Below are 17,249 nucleotides of genomic sequence, written 5' to 3' on the forward strand. Positions count from 1 at the left end.
CTTCGCACCGAGGCGCGTGGCATGCCGTTTGCTTAAAAGAGCCGCTTCGACAGAGGAAGGACGCCTTTTAGGCTGGCCATGCTGTCCTGAGCGATGCAAAAAATGCGTCGCCACATTCGATATTTTTCAGGTTAAGCAATATGAGTCGCGTTTTACTGGTAGATGATCAACCCGAAGCACTGTCCGCACTGCGCGCGGTGCTCGTTGGCCGGGGTTATACAGTGACCACGGCAGCCGACGGCGCCGAGGCATTCGAGAGATTGCAGCGCACGCGCGTTAGCGCCGTGGTGTGCGATTGGCGCATGCCCAATATGGACGGCGCCGAATTGATTGAATCGATGCAGGCGCAAAGCGAACTGGCCTCGGTGCCGGTGATCCTGACGAGCGGCAGCGGCGATGCGCCGTCGCTGCCTGTCAAAGGCTTTCTGCGCAAGCCGTTCGCACTGGACAAACTGCTGTCGCTTCTCGCCGAATGCGAAACCGGCGCGATGACCCGCGCCACTTGCTAAACAGCGGTTTTCAGACGCTGTGAGCGTCGGATGGCCATTCTGCCGTTCACTCCTGAATTGCATTGCGCACCGGGAGAGGGCATGGAGCCGGCAAGCTGCGCACGGCAACGAGCGCCGCTGTTCATGGAGCCCATCGCGTTCACGGCATTGATGGCACGCCTGTCACCGTGCACAAAGACAAACGTTACAGCATCAGGCCAGTGCGGCCGTCGCGCTCATCGTCAGATAGCCCTCATGATCCTTTGCCCATAGTTCGACGGTCTTGCCATCCGCTGACGGTTTCCCGCACACCGTCAGCGGATGGCCGGCAAACGTGGGCCGCTGCGCTCGAAAGGCGAAACTCGTGACTGTCGCATCAGGCCGCTTACGGCGCACCAGATCGACGAGCAGCGTCGCAATCAGCGGACCGTGGACGATCAGCCCCGGATAGCCTTCCACCTGCGTCACATACGGATAGTCGTAATGGATGCGATGCCCGTTGAACGTCAGCGCCGAGTAACGGAACAGCATGACGGCGTCCGCGTCGATCGTGCGGTGCCACGTTTCGTCCATTGGCGCGGGCACGTGCCTCGGCGGCTGCGCATCTTCCTGCGGCGCGTCGCGATAGACGATGTCATGCTCTTCCTCGATCTTCAGTTCGCCGCCGGCTTCGATCGTATGTTGCACAGTGACGAACACGAGGCGCCCTGAACGGCCGGTCTTGTCTTCGATATTGGCGATTGTCGACGTTCGCGTCGCGTGCTCGCCGACGTGCAGCGGCGCGTGAAATGTCAGACGCCCACCTGCCCACATGCGGCGCGGCAATGGTACGGGCGGCAGGAAGCCACCGCGCTTGGGATGCCCATCCGGCCCGGCCTCGGACAACGGCGAAATGGGCAAAAAGTAAAGCCAGTGCCACAGCGGCGGCACAACATGGCCGCTTTCGTTGCGATCGAGCGTAGCAGCCATCGCTTTTAACGGAAACGCGGTGATGTCGTCTTCCGTTAGCTCTTCCTTGTCGAGCCAGTCGTCGAGGTTCTGCGGGAAAGCGGACATGGGCACAGTCTCCAGGTAGCGGTTCGGGCACGAAAACGTCATCACTATGAACCGCACTTTGCCTTGTTTGTGAAGTTCGTGCGGCCTCGCGGTAATCGATGCGCGCGCTGCGCCTGAAGAATGGCGCAGCAAGAGTCGGGGTGTGAGACACGGCGCACGTCTCTACACTGGGGGCATCGCACAATCAGGGTTTATGGAGACGCTTGATGACTACGGTTGCCACACAAGACGCGCCGGCGGTTGCGCAGCGCGTGGCTGAGATCGACTGGTTCCACGCCGAAGACGAACTGAACAGCTACGGCTGTGCAGTGCTCCCAACGCTGCTACGCGCCGACGAATGCGACACGCTCGCCGCCCTCTATCCATGCGATACGCTGTACCGCAGCCGCGTGGTGATGGCGCGGCACGGCTTTGGCCGCGGCGAGTACAAGTACTTTGCCTATCCGCTGCCGCCGCTGATTGCGGACCTACGCGGCGCGCTCTATCCGCATCTCGCGCCGATCGCGAATCGCTGGAACGAGGTGATGGGGATTGACATCCGCTATCCGGCGACGCACGAGGCGTTCATCGCGCGCTGCCACGCTGCTGGGCAGACACGCCCAACGCCGCTGATCCTCCAGTACGCCACTGACGATTACAACTGTCTGCATCAGGATCTGTATGGCGAGCACGTGTTTCCACTACAGGTCGCGATTTTGCTGTCCGAGCCGGGCAAGGACTTCACCGGCGGCGAATTCGTCATGACGGGGCAGCGTCCGCGGATGCAGTCGCGCACCGAGGTCGTGCCGCTTGGCAAGGGCGACGCAGTGGTGTTCGCCGTGCATCAACGGCCGGTGCAGGGCACGCGCGGACCTTACCGCGTGACTATGCGGCACGGCGTAAGCCGGCTGCGTTCCGGCCACCGGCACACCGTCGGCGTGATTTTTCATGACGCGACGTGACGCGTTTCTCAAATCGCAATGTGCTCAGTGCTGACGCGCCACGATGGCCTAAAGCCTGATGCCTGAGGCCTGATGCCTGATGCCTGATGCCTGATGCCTGATGCCTATAAGGCTAATGCCCGGTGCCGAGGCTTGGGGCTTGGTGCCTGATGCCGACCCAAGCCCGATGCCAGCCTGGTACACGACACCGTTGAGCGCGGCCTGATGCCCGTTGCACGGCTGAAATCCGCTCCGCCCTCTGCTGCATCGCCGCAAAAATTGGGACAAGGCTAATTTTGACCCGGTATCATCCGGGAAAACCCGAACCCGCCGGAGACGCTGCGCCACCCTTGCAGCACCCTCGGCGTGTCTGTTCGTTGTGTTATCGCCCGTCGTCGGACGGTGCGTTCAGCCGGTGATCCCGGCGCGAACGCACAGCTCGACGATATGAAGGTGGCGGGCCAGCGCCCGCCCTGCCGCGATCGGCCAAAAGCCGGTGGCGGCCATTTTGCCTGGACATCATCGATCATGATTGCTGCCGCGTTTTCGCGCGTCACCGACCGCCTGCTGGTTACCGACCCAGGCCTCGTGCGTCTTCATAACGCCCTACGCGTTGCACTTGCCGTGTTGCTGACCGGCATGGTCACGATTGCGTGGGCCGTCTCCCGTCATCAGCCCGTCACGCTCGTCGCTCCTGCGATCCTGTTCGCCATGGTCGCGCCGTTGTTCGTGCGCGAAGCGAAGCGCCGCGCATGGTTCACCACGCTCGTGTGCCTCTACGCCTGCGCGTGCGCGTGCTTCGCCGCGGCGAGTCTGCTTAGCCGCAACGCGCTGTCCGGCGATGCGGGCTTTCTGGTCGTGATGTTCGTCGGCATGTTGTGCCAGGCGTGCGGGCCGCGAGCGCTCGGTTGCGCAATGCTCGGCGTGGTGTGCTTCTACCTCGGCCTGTATCTGCATCCTGCCGCGACGCATCTCGCGCAAGCGCTGCTTCTGTCCGTCGTCGGGCCGGCCATGGTCGCGCTGGTCGGCCGTGTGCTCGTACCGGCGCGTGCCGCTGTCAGTCTCCGGCTTGCCGTGCATACGGTGACGCTGCGTGCGTCGCGCGTGTTGCAATCGCCAAACGCCGCGCATCTGTCTGCGCTGAATGAAGCGGCGCTTTCGCTCGAGGAGCAACTCGCGCTCCTCAATCATCCCAAAACCGACACGATTCGTGAGCGGATCGTCGAAGTGGAAGTCGCCGCGGGGCAGCATGCGTTCGCGTCATCGCCGGCAAACAGCGGCGCGCAAGCGACGACGGACGCATTGCGACACGCGATTGCGCGGCTAGCAAAGATGGCGTACCGGCGCGACATGCAACGAGCGCTGTCGGGTGCCGAGGCGAACAGCGTCGCGCTCACCGCAGCGCAGCGTCTCGCCGATCTGCGCGGCAAGCTGTGCTGGCTGCCCGCAACGCGCGCCACGACGGCCGCGTTTCTTGCGATGCTGATTGGCCACTCGCTCTCTCCCGAACGCTGGTTCTGGGCCGTGATCACAACCTTTGTGGTCTTTCTCGGTACGCGGTCGCGCGCGGATACGGTCTATCGCGGCGCGCAGCGAATGGCAGGCACCGTGGGCGGCGCACTGGTCAGCGTGTTGCTGGTTGCGCCGCTGCACGATTCGCCGCTTCTGCTCGTGGCTGCCATGGTGCTGTGCGTCTTCGGGTGGGCCTACTTCATCCTGAGCGCGTACGCGCCCGGCGTGTTTTTTATCACCGTGCTGGTCGGGCTCGTGTACGGCGAGTTGGGCTTTGCGATGGGGCCGCTCGTCGAATTGCGGATCGAAGAAGTGCTGGTGGGCTGCGTCGTGTCGTTCGCCGTGGCAATCCTGATGATGCCGCTCGCGACGACCCGCCACGTCGAGACGCGCCTTGGCGCGGTGCTCGCTGCATTGCGCGACGTGGTGCGGCTCGCGGGATCGACGGAGCACGCGCAAGTCTCCGGCACCGATACCCACACCGACACCAGGCCTGCCATGCGCAGGCTCGATCGCAGCTGGCACGATTTGCGACTTGCGTTGCGGCCGCTGCAGACGCAGCGCGTGGTGGTGTGGAATCCGGACGTGGAGCTCGCGACAGGGTCGCTGCTGTGCTGTCTGCACTGGGCGCGAGTGCTGAGCGATCCGACGCGGCGCGAAGCACCTGGCGAAGTTCGCGCGCTCAACGCTGCGGCGGTGAGCGCTGCACACAGGAAACCGATCGTGGCGCGACTGGATGCGCTGATTGCGCGCTATAGCGGCGTGGTTGCAGCGTCCGGGCTCGACGCGTCCTCGAGTTCGACCGCGACCGCACTCGATGCCGATGCCGTCAAGGCACCTGCGCTCGCGCAACTGGATGGCGCAGTCGCGCAGTTGTTCGAGCGGCTCACGCAGCCGGTGGGACCGCGCCGGCGGATGTGGCTTGGGTGGGGTGTGCGAGGAAAGGGTGTTTGACCCAGCGTTTTGACGGAGGTTGAGTTACCCACAGAAATTGTCCATAAACCTGGACAACCCACCCACAACCGTCCCAACTACTTGACGCCAAAGCGTTCATCGACGGTGCGCAACGAACGCGACGCCCCAGTGAGGCGCCGCGTCACACCCGTCAACCCGAAGCCCGCATCACACCGACCGCGCCACCTCACGTCTCGCGCTCAGCGTGGCGCGTTGCGCGCGCTCGACCAGCGCACCGAACAGCAGACCGATGGTCGTCCACATGATGACCTGCATGCCGATCGCCGCCACGCGGAATTTCCACAGCAGCACCGCCGGGAAAGCCTCCGGCACTTCGTTGATCGCCGGCATCGACAGCTGCACGGCTGCAATGATCACGACGAACACCAGACCCGCGATGATGGAGCCGTTCCACAAGCCGAATTGCGCCGCCAGAGGCCGACGCACCTTGAGCGAGAACACCATCGCCGCAACCGATATCGCGATCATCAGGAAGAAAAGCCCGGTACGGGCGCCGATCGTATCGGGGTCCCCGACGGAAGGCGGATTCGCCGGATACTTGATGTTCGGCACAATCACCAGCGTAACGAACGCCCCTATCGCGAGCCACGCGGACAACGCACGCGCGCCGAGCACGCCCACTCGGCCATACGCATACGCGAACACCAGCGAGAACAGCCCGCCGAACGCGGCGCCGTACGTGACCACACCCGTGAGCAAGCCGATCCCGCGCTGCGTGTCGCGGCTGACGAGTTCGGGTTCGGGCGCTTCGCCCCTCGCGGCATCGGCCTTCGCTTCGAATGCAATGGCCTGATTGACCTGCGGTTCGCCGACCAGTCTGGCGAACGCGAACGTAAGTAGCCCCGCGGCGATGCCAGCGAGCATCCCGCGTACCAACAATTTACCCACCATGTCGTTCTGCTCCGTTAGTGGCAAGGAAAGCCGAGCAGATGGCGGCCGTCGTGCACGAACTCATGCACGTACATGCCAGGCACCAGTGACGTGGCGCCCTCTTCCGCACCCACGAAATAGAGGGCGAGCAACATCAGCAAACCGCCAAATACGATCCATGGCAGCAGTTCGCGCAGTGGAATCGGTGTGGGCTGAGCAACGGGTTGAGTGGCGGGATCGAAAACAGCGTCGTTCATGACGGACATCTCCTGGGGTAGCGCGCCCCGATAGTCGATTAAAAGGGAACCGTGCGAAGCTCAGGTCTGGCTTCCGGCCGGGGCGAACGCTGGGTTCGACTCTCGATGCCGGTTACAGTGGCGCGACCGCGCCGGGCTCTCACCGGCTTCCGCGCTTCGCAGCGCCGTTATTCTACGCGCTAAACTTCGACGCCCGGCAACCTCACGCGCGTGGTCCCGCGCCGCGCGCCAGCGTTGTATTTCATGGAATCGCCCAGAATGGACACACGGCTCCTGCTGATCAGCCATGCCTCGACCGCCGCCATGCGCGCCGCCCGCTTTCCCGCCGACGACCCGCTCGACGCCCGCGGCCTCGCCGAAGCCCAAACCGCGCGCGCCCGTCTTCCGATTCCGGACGACGCAGCAGCGCGCGTGAGCCCTGCTATTTGCGCGCGCGAAACTGCTGCAGCACTGCGCCTCTCCGCCACGGTCGACGCCGCGCTGGAGGATCTCGGCTACGGTCACTGGCAAGGGCGGCGCCTCGTCGATCTCAGCGCCGAGACGCCGCAAGAACTCGCCGCATGGACACGCGATCCTGACGCCAGAGCGCCCGGCGGCGAGTCGTTCAGCGAACTCGTCGTGCGGATCGGGCACTGGCTCGACGCGGTGGAAAGCGTGTTCGAACAGACGCCCTCTGTTGTCGCGGTCACGCATGCAGCGGTGATTCGCGCGGCCATCGTCCATACGCTTGGAGCGTCGCCGGGCGTCTTCTCGCGTATTGAAATCGCACCGCTGTCGCTCGTTGAATTACGCCGCTCGCGGCGCGGCTGGACATGGTGGCCCGCCGGGCAGTGAACGACCGGGAGCCGTCGTACTCGTCCGCCTCGCTTACTTGCCCGATATCACCAGCCGCAACTTGTTCGACCCGGTGGGCGTCAACGTGATGTCAGTCCGCTTGCCCTTCGCGCCGAGATAAAAGTGCTGACGTCCCGGCGAATTCTGGTCGTGCGTCGCTTCGGGCAGACAGGACGCAACGTCGGCGGCGACGGCTTGCAGTGCGTCCGCGTTCGACCCCGCGTCGTGATGCGGTGTCCACGTACACTGGTAGCTGCCGCGGCTGGCCGCGCATTGCGCATCGTCGCCATAGGGCTGAGCGACGCCCTTGCCGTCATCCGGCGTCAGTGAAGCGAGGCCGCCCGGCGCGGCCGCGACAATGTGTTTGAGCGATGCGCACGGGCTAGGCGCATCGTCGGCATACGTGTTGAACGGCAGCAGAGCGGCGAAGGAGGCAGCGGCGAGCGCGGCTGTGGAAAGTCGGATTGTTTTCATGTTGGCGCGGTCCTTTCATTTTCGATTGTGGGATCACGAACGACATGAAACGCGGTAGCACGCGTTATGCCCATATTGCGCCGGTCACGGCGCTACCGGTCAGCCGTCACCCGCCCGTCCCGGCTGTCACGCCGAAGAGCGCGGCCAGCCCTTCCGGCGACGCGAATATGCCCTTCGCGTCGTGCCCGACACCCTCGATCACGAACGTGCGATGCGCGTTCAGACCTCCGGGATGCCGCGCTCGCATATAGCGAGCGTAAGCGAGCCCGCGCGCAAGCCGATGCGCGCCTTGCGCCTGTGCCGCGCACGAACGGTCGAGCGCCGGATGCTGCGGGTCACAATCCGCCCCGCCCAGCAACACCGTCACGTCGCGCTGCGTATAGCGCGATTCCAGCGTGCCGGCGGACACCCCGTCCTCGCGGCGCGCGTAGGCGGGCAGATCGTCGAGCCCATACTTCCAGCGATTGAAACCGGCACACGCCGCCTCGTCGAAGGTCACGAAGTCGCCCTCGGGTCCGGTGGGCCGCTTCGCATCGAAATACACATACGACGATGGATTGGCCACGACATAACGCATCCCGATGCCGCGCGCAGCGAGCCGCGCGTCGTCGCGTGCGAGCACCGCGTAACGCTGCACGACCTGCGCGCCGCCCGAATGTCCCGCGATCACCACTTCACTTAACGAAGCAAACTGCTCACGCGATGCGAGCGTTTGCACGATCGCGTCGAGCACGTCGAAAGAACTGAGCGGCACCGGCCCCTCTGCATTCTCGCCGCCCATCCAGCTTGTCCATTCCCAATGCAACGTGGACGACGGCAACGCGTGCGCGTCCAGATCGGCGGTCGCGAGAAACTGTGGGACGATCAGCAGCGTGTCGGCCGGCTGACCGCCGGCGAGTGCGCAAGCGCGCTGCGCGAGTTCATAGTAAGTGTCGCCGTTGCGCAGTCGTCCATGAATCAGGATGACCGCGCGACGCACATCGAGCGTCGGCGCAAGCCAGTCACCGTTGGAAAATACCGGCACGGTGCCGCTGCCGGCTGGCGTCGTCACACTCAAATGCCGGCTGGCGACAACCGCGACCGGGCTCTCGTTCGGTGCGCGTTCGTCATCTGTGGTCAAAGGCTGGGTCATGCTGAAGACTCGTCGTTTTATACAAGGCGTCGGCGGTTCAATGCGTCAGCGAACGCGCGGCCGCTCGCCGCGGCTCGCGCCCGGAACGGGTGAAATACACCATCGCAAGCGACACGAAGCCGGCAAAGATCAGATAGAACGCGGGCGTCAAACTGCTGCCCGACAACTTCGTCAAACCCGTGATGGTGAGCGGCGCCATGCCGCCAAACAGCGTCACCGCGATGTTGTACGACAGCGCCACACCGGCTGAACGGCTACGTACCGGAAACAGCGTCGCCAGCATGCCCGGATGCGCGCCCGACATGGCCGCGAGAAACACGGTCGCGATCATCTGCGCAATAAAGAGGTGACCCGGCGTCGGCTGGGTCACCACGAAGTGATAAAGCGGATACACGCACACCATCCACGCAATGACGATCGGATAAAACAGACGGTACGCACCGAACCGGTCGGCGAGCTTGCCGGACAGCGGAAACAGGAACAGGTTGAGCACGCCCGAGACGAACGCGCCTAGCAACGCGGTAGACAGCGGCAGATGCAATTGCCGCTCCACGTACACCGACAGATAGGAATGCCATACATAATTGGTCGCCGCGCCGACGATGATCACGCCCATCGCGCAGATCGCCGCATCGCCGTTCTCACGGAAGAACTGGCGAATGGTCACGGGCGGCGGCCTGTCCTTATGATCGAGCAGACGCTCGAATTCCGGCGACTCCGCCACGCGATGACGGATATAAAAGCCGAACGGCCCCGCCAGCGCGCCGAACAGAAACGGCAAGCGCCATCCCCATGCGACGAGCTGGTCGTGCGTGAGTTGCGTCGTGAGCAGATAGCCCACACCGGACGAAAGCAGCAGCGCGAACGCCTGTGCCGACATGTTGAAGCTGCCGTAGAACATTTTCTTGTTCGGCGGTGCGTACTCCACCAGCATGGCCGACGCGGTCGCGAATTGGCCGCCCACCGAAAGACCTTGCAGCAGACGTGCAAGCACGACGAGCAACGGCGCCGCCATGCCGATGCTCGCGTAACTTGGCGTGAGGCCCATCAGCAGCGTGCTGGCCGCCATCGAAATGATCAGCAATGAAAGCGCCTTCCGACGCCCCGCGCGATCGGCGTAAATGCCGAGCAGAATGCCGCCGATCGGCCGCACGACGAAGCCGACGGCGAACGTGGCGAGCGTCAGCATGATCGACACGAAACCGCTGCCGCCGGGGAAGAACACCTGCGCGATGATTTTCGCGAAATAGCCGTAAATCAGGAAGTCGAACCATTCGAGTCCGTTGCCGAGCACGGAAGAAAAGATCGCGCGCCGCACCATCGACGGACTCAACCCGTTCGCGGCCGCCGCGCCATCGTGTTCATTCAGGGTGACATCGCTCATGGCTCGCATCCTTGTGCACCGAACATCGCCGACAGCGCGCACGCCGACGTCAGCATGCGCGAGCCGTCATGCCCCACGCCCGCCACGATATGAAAGGACTGTTTCAGGCCGTCCGGATGACGCGTCTGCATATAGCGGTAGTACGCCTGCGCCCGCGCGACGCGTTGCGGCCCTTGGGCTTCGGCGGCGCAGCTTTTGTCGAGCGCGCGTTGCTGCGGATCGTCGTCGGCGCCGCCCACCAGATAGTCGATCCGGCGCGCCGCATAGGTGGCTTCCAGTTGCGCAGGCGAGCGGTCGCGCAGATACGGCGGCCGATGATCCATGCCGTACTTCCACTGATTGAAGTCGGGACACGCGGCCGCGTCGAACGGCGCCGCCACACCTTGTGCATTCGGACGCTGCGCATCGAAATAAGCGTAAGTCGAAGGGCTTGCCACCACGTACCGCACGTCGATACCTTCGTCGGTCAGCGCGCTGACATTGTGCGCGGCGATCGCATAGCGCTGCACGACCTGCGCGCCGCCCGAGTGCCCGGCGAAGACCACCTGCCGCAGGTCAGGAAACAGCTTGCGATCCGCCAGACGCGCGACGATCGCATCCAGCACGTCAAAGGAACTGATCGGCAGCGGCGCTTGCGCCGTCTCGCCGCCCATCCACGCGTCGCCACGCCAGCGCAGCAGGCTGGCAGTTTCATCGTGCGCGCGCGTGTCGAGCGTGTCGAGCGTGGCGAGGAATTGCGGCGCGATCAGAAGCGTTGCGTCGGCGTCCGCATGGGCCGCTTCGCGGGCGTTTTCGGCCGTGCGGAAATAAACGTCGGCGTTGCGCAGTTTGCCGTGAATCACGATCACCGCGCGCGTCACGTGCGGTTGCGGCACGCTCCAGTCTTTGGACAGATACAGCGGAAATTGCGCACGGCCCTGCGGCGTGACGAGAGTGAAGCGCGTGTCCGAGATCGTTGCCACCGGCTTCAGGTGCGACTCGCGCGTCTGCGCCGCGAACGCCGGTTGTGCAGCGAGCGCGATGCAGGCCGACAGGACTACCGCATGATGTCTTTTCACTGATGTCTCCAATCCCAGTCCCGCTGGCTTTGTTCTGTGCTGCGATCCGCCGCGCGATTAACTGCTGGCAGGACGCAATCGACGTGATCATAGAAGCGGTCATGGCAAATGTAAAATACCGTTTGCAGACAGTATCCATATATAGAAGATATGGCGGCAGAGAAGCCGTTTTGGGAGACAGGCACACCATGGAACTTCGTCATCTGCGCTACTTTCTCGCGGTCGCGGAGGAAGGGCAATTCACCCGCGCGGCGGAACGGCTGGCCATGCAACAACCGCCGCTGTCGCAGCAGATTCGAATGCTCGAAGAGGAGATCGGCTTCGAACTCTTCGTGCGGATGCCGCGTGGCGTGGCGTTGACGCCGGCCGGTCACGCGTTCGCCGAAGACGCGCAACGTCTGCTGCATGATCTCCAGCAATCCGTGGAGCGCGCGAGCCGCATTGCGCGCGGGGAATTGGGCACCCTTTCGATTGGCCTGACGAGTTCGGCCGCGTTTCATCCCTTCACCACCGAAGCAATTCGCGCCTTCCGCTCCGTGTGTCCCGAGGTTGCCGTGGAGCTGGCCGAACTGAACGCCGCGGAGATCATTGAGCGTCTTGCCGCCGGTCAGATACAGGCGGCTTTTTTGCGCAAGCCCGTCGCCGCCCGCGAAGGCGTGGCCTTCGATCTGCTGCTCGACGAACCGATGGTCGTCGTGTTGCCGGTCGGACATCCACTTCTGAAAACGCATGGCAAAAGGCGACCGCAGGTGTCGCTCAAAGCACTGGCGCACGAAGACTTCATCCTGGTCCGCCGCCCCGGCGCGCCGGGCATGTATGCCGACATTCTGGCCGCCTGCCGTCAGGCGGGATTCGTCCCGCGAATCGCGCGAGAAGTGCCGCGCATGGTGTCGGGCATCAATCTGGTGGCAACCGGCCTCGGTGTGACGCTGGTGCCGGCCTCCATGCAACGTTACGACCAGGTCGGCACGGTGTATTGCACGCTGACCCAGCCCAACCGGCTGAGCGCGCCGCTTCATCTCGCCTACCCTGAGTCGATCCATAACAGCGCCGCCACGCGCTTTATCCAACTGGTCAAAGCGCGTGCTCGTTCATAACGGGCACATAAATTGCATTCACGCCTTACCGGCCGATCATCACTTACCATCCAATCGACGCGAACGCTACGCCATGTCAAATAAACCTGCCGCCGGCAAACAGGGCCGCCTTTCTTCGGGAATCGATGGAATCGACGACATTCTCGGAGGCGGTCTTACGCCTCATCGCATGTATCTTGTGGAAGGCGCGCCGGGCACAGGTAAAACCACCTTGGCCTTGCAATTCTTACTCAAGGGCGTGACCGATGGGCAGCCGGGCTTGTACATTACGCTCTCCGAGACGCGCGCCGAACTGATTTCGGTGGCCGAGAGCCATGGCTGGGATCTCAGCAGTTTTGAGATTCTCGAACTGCTCTCCGACGAAGGCCTCGACCCGCAGTACGAACAGACCGTGCTGCATCCGGCCGAGGTCGAGCTTGGCGAGACCGTGGGAAACGTGATCAAGCAGGTCGACGAACTGAAGCCCGCGCGTATCGTGCTCGACAGTCTGTCGGAATTGCGCCTGCTGTCGCAGAACCCGCTTCGCTACCGGCGACAGATTCTCGCGCTCAAACGCTATTTCGCGACGCGTGAGTGCACTGTGCTGCTCCTCGACGACAACACGTCCGAACCCGGCGACGTGCAGCTGCACAGCATCGCGCACGGCGTGATCAGCCTCGATAACGTCGTACACGATTACGGCGGCAACCGGCGGCGCGTGCGCATCTCCAAGATGCGCGGCATCAAGTTCCGCGAGGGCTATCACGACTTCTCCCTCGACACGGGCGGCATCGAGGTCTATCCGCGCCTCGTGGCCGCCGAACATCACGCCGATTTTCCGACAGCCATGATGAGCACCGGCACGTCGGGTCTCGACGCGCTGCTTGGCGGCGGCCTGATTCCGGGCACCAACGCATTGATCATCGGACCGTCCGGCGTCGGCAAGACGACCACCGTAGTGTCGTGTCTGATCGCGGCACTCGAACGCGGCGAGCGTTGCGTGTATTACGTCTTTGACGAAACACTGTCTACGCTGATGATCCGCTGCAACGCGCTGGGTATGTTTCTCGCGCCACATGTGGAAAGCGGTTTGCTGACGTTGCGCCAGATCGATCCGGCGGAAATCTCGCCGGGTGAATTCGCATGCGACGTACGCAAATGCGTCGAGAAGCAGGGCGTGAAGCATGTCGCGATCGACAGTCTGAACGCCTATCTCCAGGCCATGCCCGGCGAGCGTTACCTGCTGCTGCAAATGCACGAACTGCTCGGCTATCTGAACCAGCAAGGCGTCATTACGATGCTTGTGCTTGGGCAGCACGGGATCATCGGCGAGGTACAGAGCGATATCGACATCAGCTATCTGAGCGATGTGGTGCTCCTGTTCCGCTACTTCGAGCATCACGGCGAGGTGCTGACAGCCATTACCGCCGTGAAGAGCCGTGCCAATGCGCACGAACGCTCGATTCGCCAGTTCCGCCTGGCGGCAGGCGGGGTCGAAGTGGGCGAAGCACTGCGCGACTTCGAGGGCGTGCTGTCCGGACTGCCGTCCTATAACGGCAGCACGGCCCTGCTCGGCGCGACGGATCGCGTCATCGACACGTCCGGGCAGTAATGTATGGAGCACCGCGTCCTTATCCTGGCGCCGTTTGGCCGCGACGCCGATGTGATTGCCGAAGTGCTGCAGAAAGACGAACGCATTTGCTTAACCTGCCGCGATGCCGATGCGCTCACTGAAGCGCTGGAGAACGGCGCCGGCACGGCGCTGATCGCCGAGGAAGCGCTTGCGGGCGAGCGCGCGTCGCGCCTTTTCGCGTGGCTCGAGCAGCAGCACGCTTGGTCCGACTTTCCATTCATTCTGCTGGCCGCGTCGCGCGTCGGACATCGCTCCGCGCGTGGGCTCGAAGTGCTCGAACGGCTCGGCAACGTCGTCGTGCTCGAACGGCCGCTCAATTCGGAGACGTTGCGGCGTGCAGTGGCGTCGTCGCTGCGGGCGCGCGCGCGGCAGTACGAGTCGCGCCGCCATCTGGCCGAGCGGATCGAGGCGCAGGATGCGCTCGAACAGCTCAACGGTTCGCTCGAAAGCCGCATCGCCGAACGCACGCAGGAACTCGCATCCGCTAACGACCGGCTGATGACGGAGATTCACGAGCGCGCGAAAGTGCAGGCCGTGCTGGTGCAATCGCAGAAAATGGAAGCGCTCGGGCAGCTCACGGGCGGCATTGCGCACGACTTCAACAACCTGCTGAACGTGATTATGGTCAACTCGGAGTTGATCGCCCGGGTGAGCAGCGACGACCGTATTCGCGGCATGGCCGCAACCGTCAAGCGCGCCACCGAACGCGGCGCGAAACTCACGGGCCAATTGCTCACGTTCTCCCGCAACAGCAACCTCGATCTGAAGGCAATCGACGTCGTGGCGCTCCTGCAAGGGATGCGCGACATCATCACCGTATCGCTTGGCTCGGGCATCCGTTATACGAACGAGTTCGACACTAAGGAGATGTGGACGCAAGCCGACGCCAATCAGCTCGAACTCGCCATCCTCAATCTCGCGATCAACGCGCGCGACGCAATGCCCGGCGGCGGCGAACTGCGCATTCGCGTGAAGGAACGCGAGGCGCCCGACCAGACGCTCGACGAAGGCAAATACGTGGTGCTCGAAGTCAGCGATACCGGTTCGGGCGTGCCACCCGACGTGGTGTCGCGCGTGTTCGACCCGTTCTTTACCACCAAGCCGATCGGCAAAGGCACCGGCCTCGGTTTGAGCCAGGTCTACGGCATTGCGCGGCAGGCAGGCGGCACGGCGCGCCTCTTCAGCGAGGAAGGCAACGGCACGACCGTTGAAATCTGGCTGCCGCTGCGCGAGCGCGTCGCCCCGCAGGCCGCCGAAGAGGCGAACGCGGAAGCGAACGCCGTCGGCGAGAAGCGCGTGCTGGTGGTGGAAGACGACGGCGACGTGCGCGCGATGCTGGTTGAGTCGCTCAGAATGCTTGGCTATACGGTGACCGAAGCGGCGGACGGGCGTGCGGGCCTCAACCGGCTGGAAGACGACAAGCCTGACCTGCTGATGGTGGACTTCGCGATGCCGGGCATGAACGGCATTGACGTGATTGCCGAAGCGCGCAAGATGCGTGAGGACTTGCCGGTGATCCTCGCAACCGGCTACGCGGACGTCGACATCTCGGGCCTCGCGGTGAAGCGCTGTACGATCTTGCGCAAGCCTTTTCAGCTCGACGATCTCGCGCGCACCGTGCGGCTCGGGCTTGCTGCCTGAGCTTCCGTCTGATCTGCCGAGGCCGGCATGACGTCACGCCGCACGCGCGTGCATTAGCGCACGCAGTTGCGGCCTGCCGTCTTGGCCGTGTAAAGCGCGCGGTCGGCTGCATGCAACAGCGCCTGCAACGTGGCGCACGATTCGCTGAGCGTCACGCAGCCAAGACTCACGGTCACTCGCAATTCCCCCGCCACCGTGGCGATGCGCGCCGCCTCCACCGCTGCGCGCAAACGCTCGGCCACCTGTACCGCCTGCTGCCCGTCCGCGCCGCGCAGCAGCAGCACGAATTCCTCGCCGCCCAAGCGGGCAAACATATCCTGCGGCCGCAACAGCATTTTCGCCTCGCTGACGATCCGCTTGAGCACTTCGTCACCGGCGAGGTGGCCGGCCGTGTCGTTGATCCGCTTAAAGTGATCCGCGTCCAGCATCACGATTGCGAGGGCGTCGCCAACGCGCTGCGCACGCGCAATTTCGGCCTCGGCCACCTCGAAGAAATGCGCGCGGCTCGATGCGCCGGTCAGATGGTCCGTGGTGAGCAGACGCTTGAGGTTGTCGGCCGTCATCTTGCGCTCGGTGATATCGCGCAGCACTACGGTGTAGCCGGTGAACTCGCCGTCCTCTTCACGTGAGACGGCGACGAGAATTTGCCCCCAGTAGCGCTCGCCCGCGCGGGTCTGGCACCAGCATTCCTCGACGTGCCAGCCCTGGTCGCGGGCAAAGGCGAGATGTTCCGGTGAACGATGCGGCGCAAACTGCCCCGCCTCATAGAAAAGGGCGAGCGTGTGGCCAATGGCTTCGGCGCCGCTGTAACCCGTTACGCGTTCCACTGAATCATTCCACGTTTCCACCCGGCCTTGCACGTCGAGCGTGAAGAACGAAAAGTCTTTCACATTCGTGTAAATCGCCGCGAGCCACGACTCGGTCTGCCGCGCCCGACGCTCGGCCGCGACCTGGCGCGACACGTCGGAAAGCACGGTCATCAGCAGATCGGCACCAAGCTTGATGATCGAGCATGACAATACGACCGCGCGTTCGTGCGCCGGCGTGACGAAAATGCGGTGATGTTCGCAAATGCGCCCACGCTCCGCTCTGAAGCTCTCGACCAGATTGCGCACCTCGGGCGCGACCGATGCGAGGCAATCGAAGATATTGTCGATGCCCTGATCGCCGACGATCGGCATCAGCAATTGCGACGCGAGCGGATTGAGCATGTCGATCGTGCCTTTCGCATTGCTGCGCACCATGCCCACGGGCGACATATAGACGAACGAAAGCAGCGCTTCGTGTTCGCCCTGAAGCTCTTCCAGCGCTTCGTCGGCGTTGCTCACCGCGCGGCTTTCCGCTCGACGAGCACAAACCGCGCGGCGCTGCCTGCTCCGGCGAGAAGCCGCAAACGCACGGGCGTCGGCCGCATCCGCAAGGTCAGCACATAGTCCACGATTGCGTCGAGCCCGGCTTCGGCTTCGTCTTCGAAACGCTGTGCGACCATGAAGTTGTTCATACATGGCGGACTTCGTCGAACAGATGACGGCCCAGCACGTTCGCCGCGCGCAGGCCCGCGCACTTCGATTCGTACGCGTTATAGCGGGTGACGCGTCCATCCCCCGCGAAGCCGATGACGCCGAATGGAAGCGCATCCAACGCTTCGGCGTCGGCGACATTCAGTGCCGCGAGCGACACGCTGTCAAATTCATCAGTCACGATACCTTCCAGTAAAGACCGCGGCTCGCCACGTGAAGGCGCGGTGAGTTTGCCGGGCCAAGCTTATCGTCTTCTGAACGAGACCGCATCGACATCAACCCGCCATACGAACGTGTTAACGACACCGACGGCGGCAATTTTAGGGAGCGCGTCTCGTTGTAGTCAGAGACGCGCCTGTAAGGCAAACGTTGAGGCGGATCGCGAGCGGGCGTCCAGACAGCCGCGACGCATGACAAAG

Annotated in this window: 17 protein-coding genes and 1 riboswitch; of the genes, 7 read left to right on the forward strand and 10 right to left on the reverse strand. The window is 63.7% G+C overall.

Features of this window, described 5'->3' with window-relative positions:
- The first annotated feature begins 140 nt into the window (after window positions 1–140).
- Complete coding sequence (locus tag AAGS40_RS23595) at window positions 141–509, forward strand: response regulator (protein WP_345815363.1); 369 nt, start codon at window positions 141–143, stop codon at window positions 507–509.
- 192 nt (window positions 510–701) lie between these two features.
- Here the strand turns inward: AAGS40_RS23595 and AAGS40_RS23600 are convergent, their stop codons facing one another.
- Window positions 702–1,544, reverse strand: coding sequence for a MaoC family dehydratase N-terminal domain-containing protein (locus AAGS40_RS23600; RefSeq protein WP_345815365.1), 843 nt, complete (start codon window positions 1,542–1,544; stop codon window positions 702–704).
- A gap of 206 nt (window positions 1,545–1,750) precedes the next feature.
- On the opposite strand from AAGS40_RS23600, the gene AAGS40_RS23605 reads away from it, so the two are divergent.
- A complete protein-coding gene (locus AAGS40_RS23605; protein WP_345815367.1) occupies window positions 1,751–2,485 on the forward strand; it encodes a 2OG-Fe(II) oxygenase in 735 nt (244 codons plus the stop codon).
- Window positions 2,486–2,992: 507 nt separating this feature from the next.
- Entirely contained in the window at window positions 2,993–4,930 is a 1,938-nt protein-coding gene (locus tag AAGS40_RS23610) for an FUSC family protein (protein WP_345815369.1), read from the forward strand.
- A gap of 168 nt (window positions 4,931–5,098) precedes the next feature.
- Here the strand turns inward: AAGS40_RS23610 and AAGS40_RS23615 are convergent, their stop codons facing one another.
- Together AAGS40_RS23615 and AAGS40_RS23620 are read right to left on the reverse strand one after the other, a co-directional pair.
- Window positions 5,099–5,842 carry a CbtA family protein gene (locus AAGS40_RS23615; protein ID WP_345815370.1) on the reverse strand — a complete coding sequence of 248 codons (744 nt, stop codon included), beginning with the start codon at window positions 5,840–5,842 and terminating at the stop codon, window positions 5,099–5,101.
- Between the two features lie 14 nt (window positions 5,843–5,856).
- The gene (locus AAGS40_RS23620; protein ID WP_345815371.1) at window positions 5,857–6,078 is read right to left on the reverse strand and encodes a CbtB domain-containing protein; all 222 of its coding nucleotides are present in this window, start codon (window positions 6,076–6,078) and stop codon (window positions 5,857–5,859) included.
- A 41-nt stretch (window positions 6,079–6,119) separates the two neighbouring features.
- Window positions 6,120–6,280, reverse strand: a riboswitch (cobalamin riboswitch).
- A gap of 56 nt (window positions 6,281–6,336) precedes the next feature.
- Here AAGS40_RS23620 and AAGS40_RS23625 point away from each other — a divergent pair.
- Window positions 6,337–6,912, forward strand: coding sequence for a histidine phosphatase family protein (locus AAGS40_RS23625; protein WP_345815373.1), 576 nt, complete (start codon window positions 6,337–6,339; stop codon window positions 6,910–6,912).
- A gap of 33 nt (window positions 6,913–6,945) precedes the next feature.
- Here AAGS40_RS23625 and AAGS40_RS23630 read toward each other — a convergent pair whose 3' ends face one another.
- The 4 genes from AAGS40_RS23630 to AAGS40_RS23645 all read right to left on the reverse strand — a co-directional run bounded on the left by AAGS40_RS23630 (window position 6,946) and on the right by AAGS40_RS23645 (window position 10,960).
- Window positions 6,946–7,386, reverse strand: a complete 441-nt coding sequence (locus AAGS40_RS23630) for a hypothetical protein (protein WP_345815375.1) — start codon at window positions 7,384–7,386, stop codon at window positions 6,946–6,948.
- Between the two features lie 106 nt (window positions 7,387–7,492).
- Complete coding sequence (locus AAGS40_RS23635; RefSeq protein ID WP_345815377.1) at window positions 7,493–8,518, reverse strand: alpha/beta hydrolase; 1,026 nt, start codon at window positions 8,516–8,518, stop codon at window positions 7,493–7,495.
- A gap of 37 nt (window positions 8,519–8,555) precedes the next feature.
- A complete protein-coding gene (locus tag AAGS40_RS23640) occupies window positions 8,556–9,902 on the reverse strand; it encodes an MFS transporter (RefSeq protein ID WP_345815378.1) in 1,347 nt (448 codons plus the stop codon).
- A complete protein-coding gene (locus AAGS40_RS23645; RefSeq protein ID WP_345815379.1) occupies window positions 9,899–10,960 on the reverse strand; it encodes an alpha/beta hydrolase in 1,062 nt (353 codons plus the stop codon). The genes AAGS40_RS23640 and AAGS40_RS23645 overlap by 4 nt, the downstream gene beginning before the upstream one ends.
- 188 nt (window positions 10,961–11,148) lie before the next feature.
- Here AAGS40_RS23645 and AAGS40_RS23650 point away from each other — a divergent pair, with 188 nt between their 5' ends.
- From AAGS40_RS23650 to AAGS40_RS23660, 3 genes are all read left to right on the forward strand, one after another.
- On the forward strand, window positions 11,149–12,057 hold the full coding sequence (locus AAGS40_RS23650) for a LysR family transcriptional regulator (RefSeq protein WP_345815380.1): 909 nt from the start codon (window positions 11,149–11,151) through the stop codon (window positions 12,055–12,057).
- 73 nt (window positions 12,058–12,130) lie between these two features.
- On the forward strand, window positions 12,131–13,648 hold the full coding sequence (locus AAGS40_RS23655; protein WP_345815381.1) for an ATPase domain-containing protein: 1,518 nt from the start codon (window positions 12,131–12,133) through the stop codon (window positions 13,646–13,648).
- Window positions 13,649–13,651: 3 nt separating this feature from the next.
- Window positions 13,652–15,310: an ATP-binding protein gene (locus AAGS40_RS23660; RefSeq protein ID WP_345815382.1), complete on the forward strand. Its 1,659-nt coding sequence runs from the start codon at window positions 13,652–13,654 to the stop codon at window positions 15,308–15,310.
- A gap of 53 nt (window positions 15,311–15,363) precedes the next feature.
- Here the strand turns inward: AAGS40_RS23660 and AAGS40_RS23665 are convergent, their stop codons facing one another.
- From AAGS40_RS23665 to AAGS40_RS23675, 3 genes are read right to left on the reverse strand one after another with little or no spacing between them, the layout of a single operon-like run.
- The gene (locus AAGS40_RS23665) at window positions 15,364–16,638 is read right to left on the reverse strand and encodes a diguanylate cyclase (RefSeq protein ID WP_345815383.1); all 1,275 of its coding nucleotides are present in this window, start codon (window positions 16,636–16,638) and stop codon (window positions 15,364–15,366) included.
- Window positions 16,635–16,811, reverse strand: coding sequence for a hypothetical protein (locus AAGS40_RS23670; RefSeq protein ID WP_345815384.1), 177 nt, complete (start codon window positions 16,809–16,811; stop codon window positions 16,635–16,637). Before AAGS40_RS23670 ends, AAGS40_RS23665 begins: the two co-directional genes overlap by 4 nt.
- Window positions 16,808–17,011, reverse strand: coding sequence for a hypothetical protein (locus AAGS40_RS23675; protein WP_345815385.1), 204 nt, complete (start codon window positions 17,009–17,011; stop codon window positions 16,808–16,810). The genes AAGS40_RS23670 and AAGS40_RS23675 overlap by 4 nt, the downstream gene beginning before the upstream one ends.
- Window positions 17,012–17,249 lie beyond the last annotated feature (238 nt).

It is taken from the genome of Paraburkholderia sp. PREW-6R, assembly GCF_039621805.1.
In the GTDB taxonomy this organism is placed as follows: domain Bacteria; phylum Pseudomonadota; class Gammaproteobacteria; order Burkholderiales; family Burkholderiaceae; genus Paraburkholderia.

Coding starts and splice junctions, on each gene's coding strand:
- AAGS40_RS23595 (WP_345815363.1), top strand. CDS start 141: ATGAGTCGCGTTTTACTGGTAGATGATCAACCCGAAGCACTGTCCGCA.
- AAGS40_RS23600 (WP_345815365.1), bottom strand. CDS start 1,544: ATGTCCGCTTTCCCGCAGAACCTCGACGACTGGCTCGACAAGGAAGAG.
- AAGS40_RS23605 (WP_345815367.1), top strand. CDS start 1,751: ATGACTACGGTTGCCACACAAGACGCGCCGGCGGTTGCGCAGCGCGTG.
- AAGS40_RS23610 (WP_345815369.1), top strand. CDS start 2,993: ATGATTGCTGCCGCGTTTTCGCGCGTCACCGACCGCCTGCTGGTTACC.
- AAGS40_RS23615 (WP_345815370.1), bottom strand. CDS start 5,842: ATGGTGGGTAAATTGTTGGTACGCGGGATGCTCGCTGGCATCGCCGCG.
- AAGS40_RS23620 (WP_345815371.1), bottom strand. CDS start 6,078: ATGAACGACGCTGTTTTCGATCCCGCCACTCAACCCGTTGCTCAGCCC.
- AAGS40_RS23625 (WP_345815373.1), top strand. CDS start 6,337: ATGGACACACGGCTCCTGCTGATCAGCCATGCCTCGACCGCCGCCATG.
- AAGS40_RS23630 (WP_345815375.1), bottom strand. CDS start 7,386: ATGAAAACAATCCGACTTTCCACAGCCGCGCTCGCCGCTGCCTCCTTC.
- AAGS40_RS23635 (WP_345815377.1), bottom strand. CDS start 8,518: ATGACCCAGCCTTTGACCACAGATGACGAACGCGCACCGAACGAGAGC.
- AAGS40_RS23640 (WP_345815378.1), bottom strand. CDS start 9,902: ATGAGCGATGTCACCCTGAATGAACACGATGGCGCGGCGGCCGCGAAC.
- AAGS40_RS23650 (WP_345815380.1), top strand. CDS start 11,149: ATGGAACTTCGTCATCTGCGCTACTTTCTCGCGGTCGCGGAGGAAGGG.
- AAGS40_RS23655 (WP_345815381.1), top strand. CDS start 12,131: ATGTCAAATAAACCTGCCGCCGGCAAACAGGGCCGCCTTTCTTCGGGA.
- AAGS40_RS23660 (WP_345815382.1), top strand. CDS start 13,652: ATGGAGCACCGCGTCCTTATCCTGGCGCCGTTTGGCCGCGACGCCGAT.
- AAGS40_RS23670 (WP_345815384.1), bottom strand. CDS start 16,811: ATGAACAACTTCATGGTCGCACAGCGTTTCGAAGACGAAGCCGAAGCC.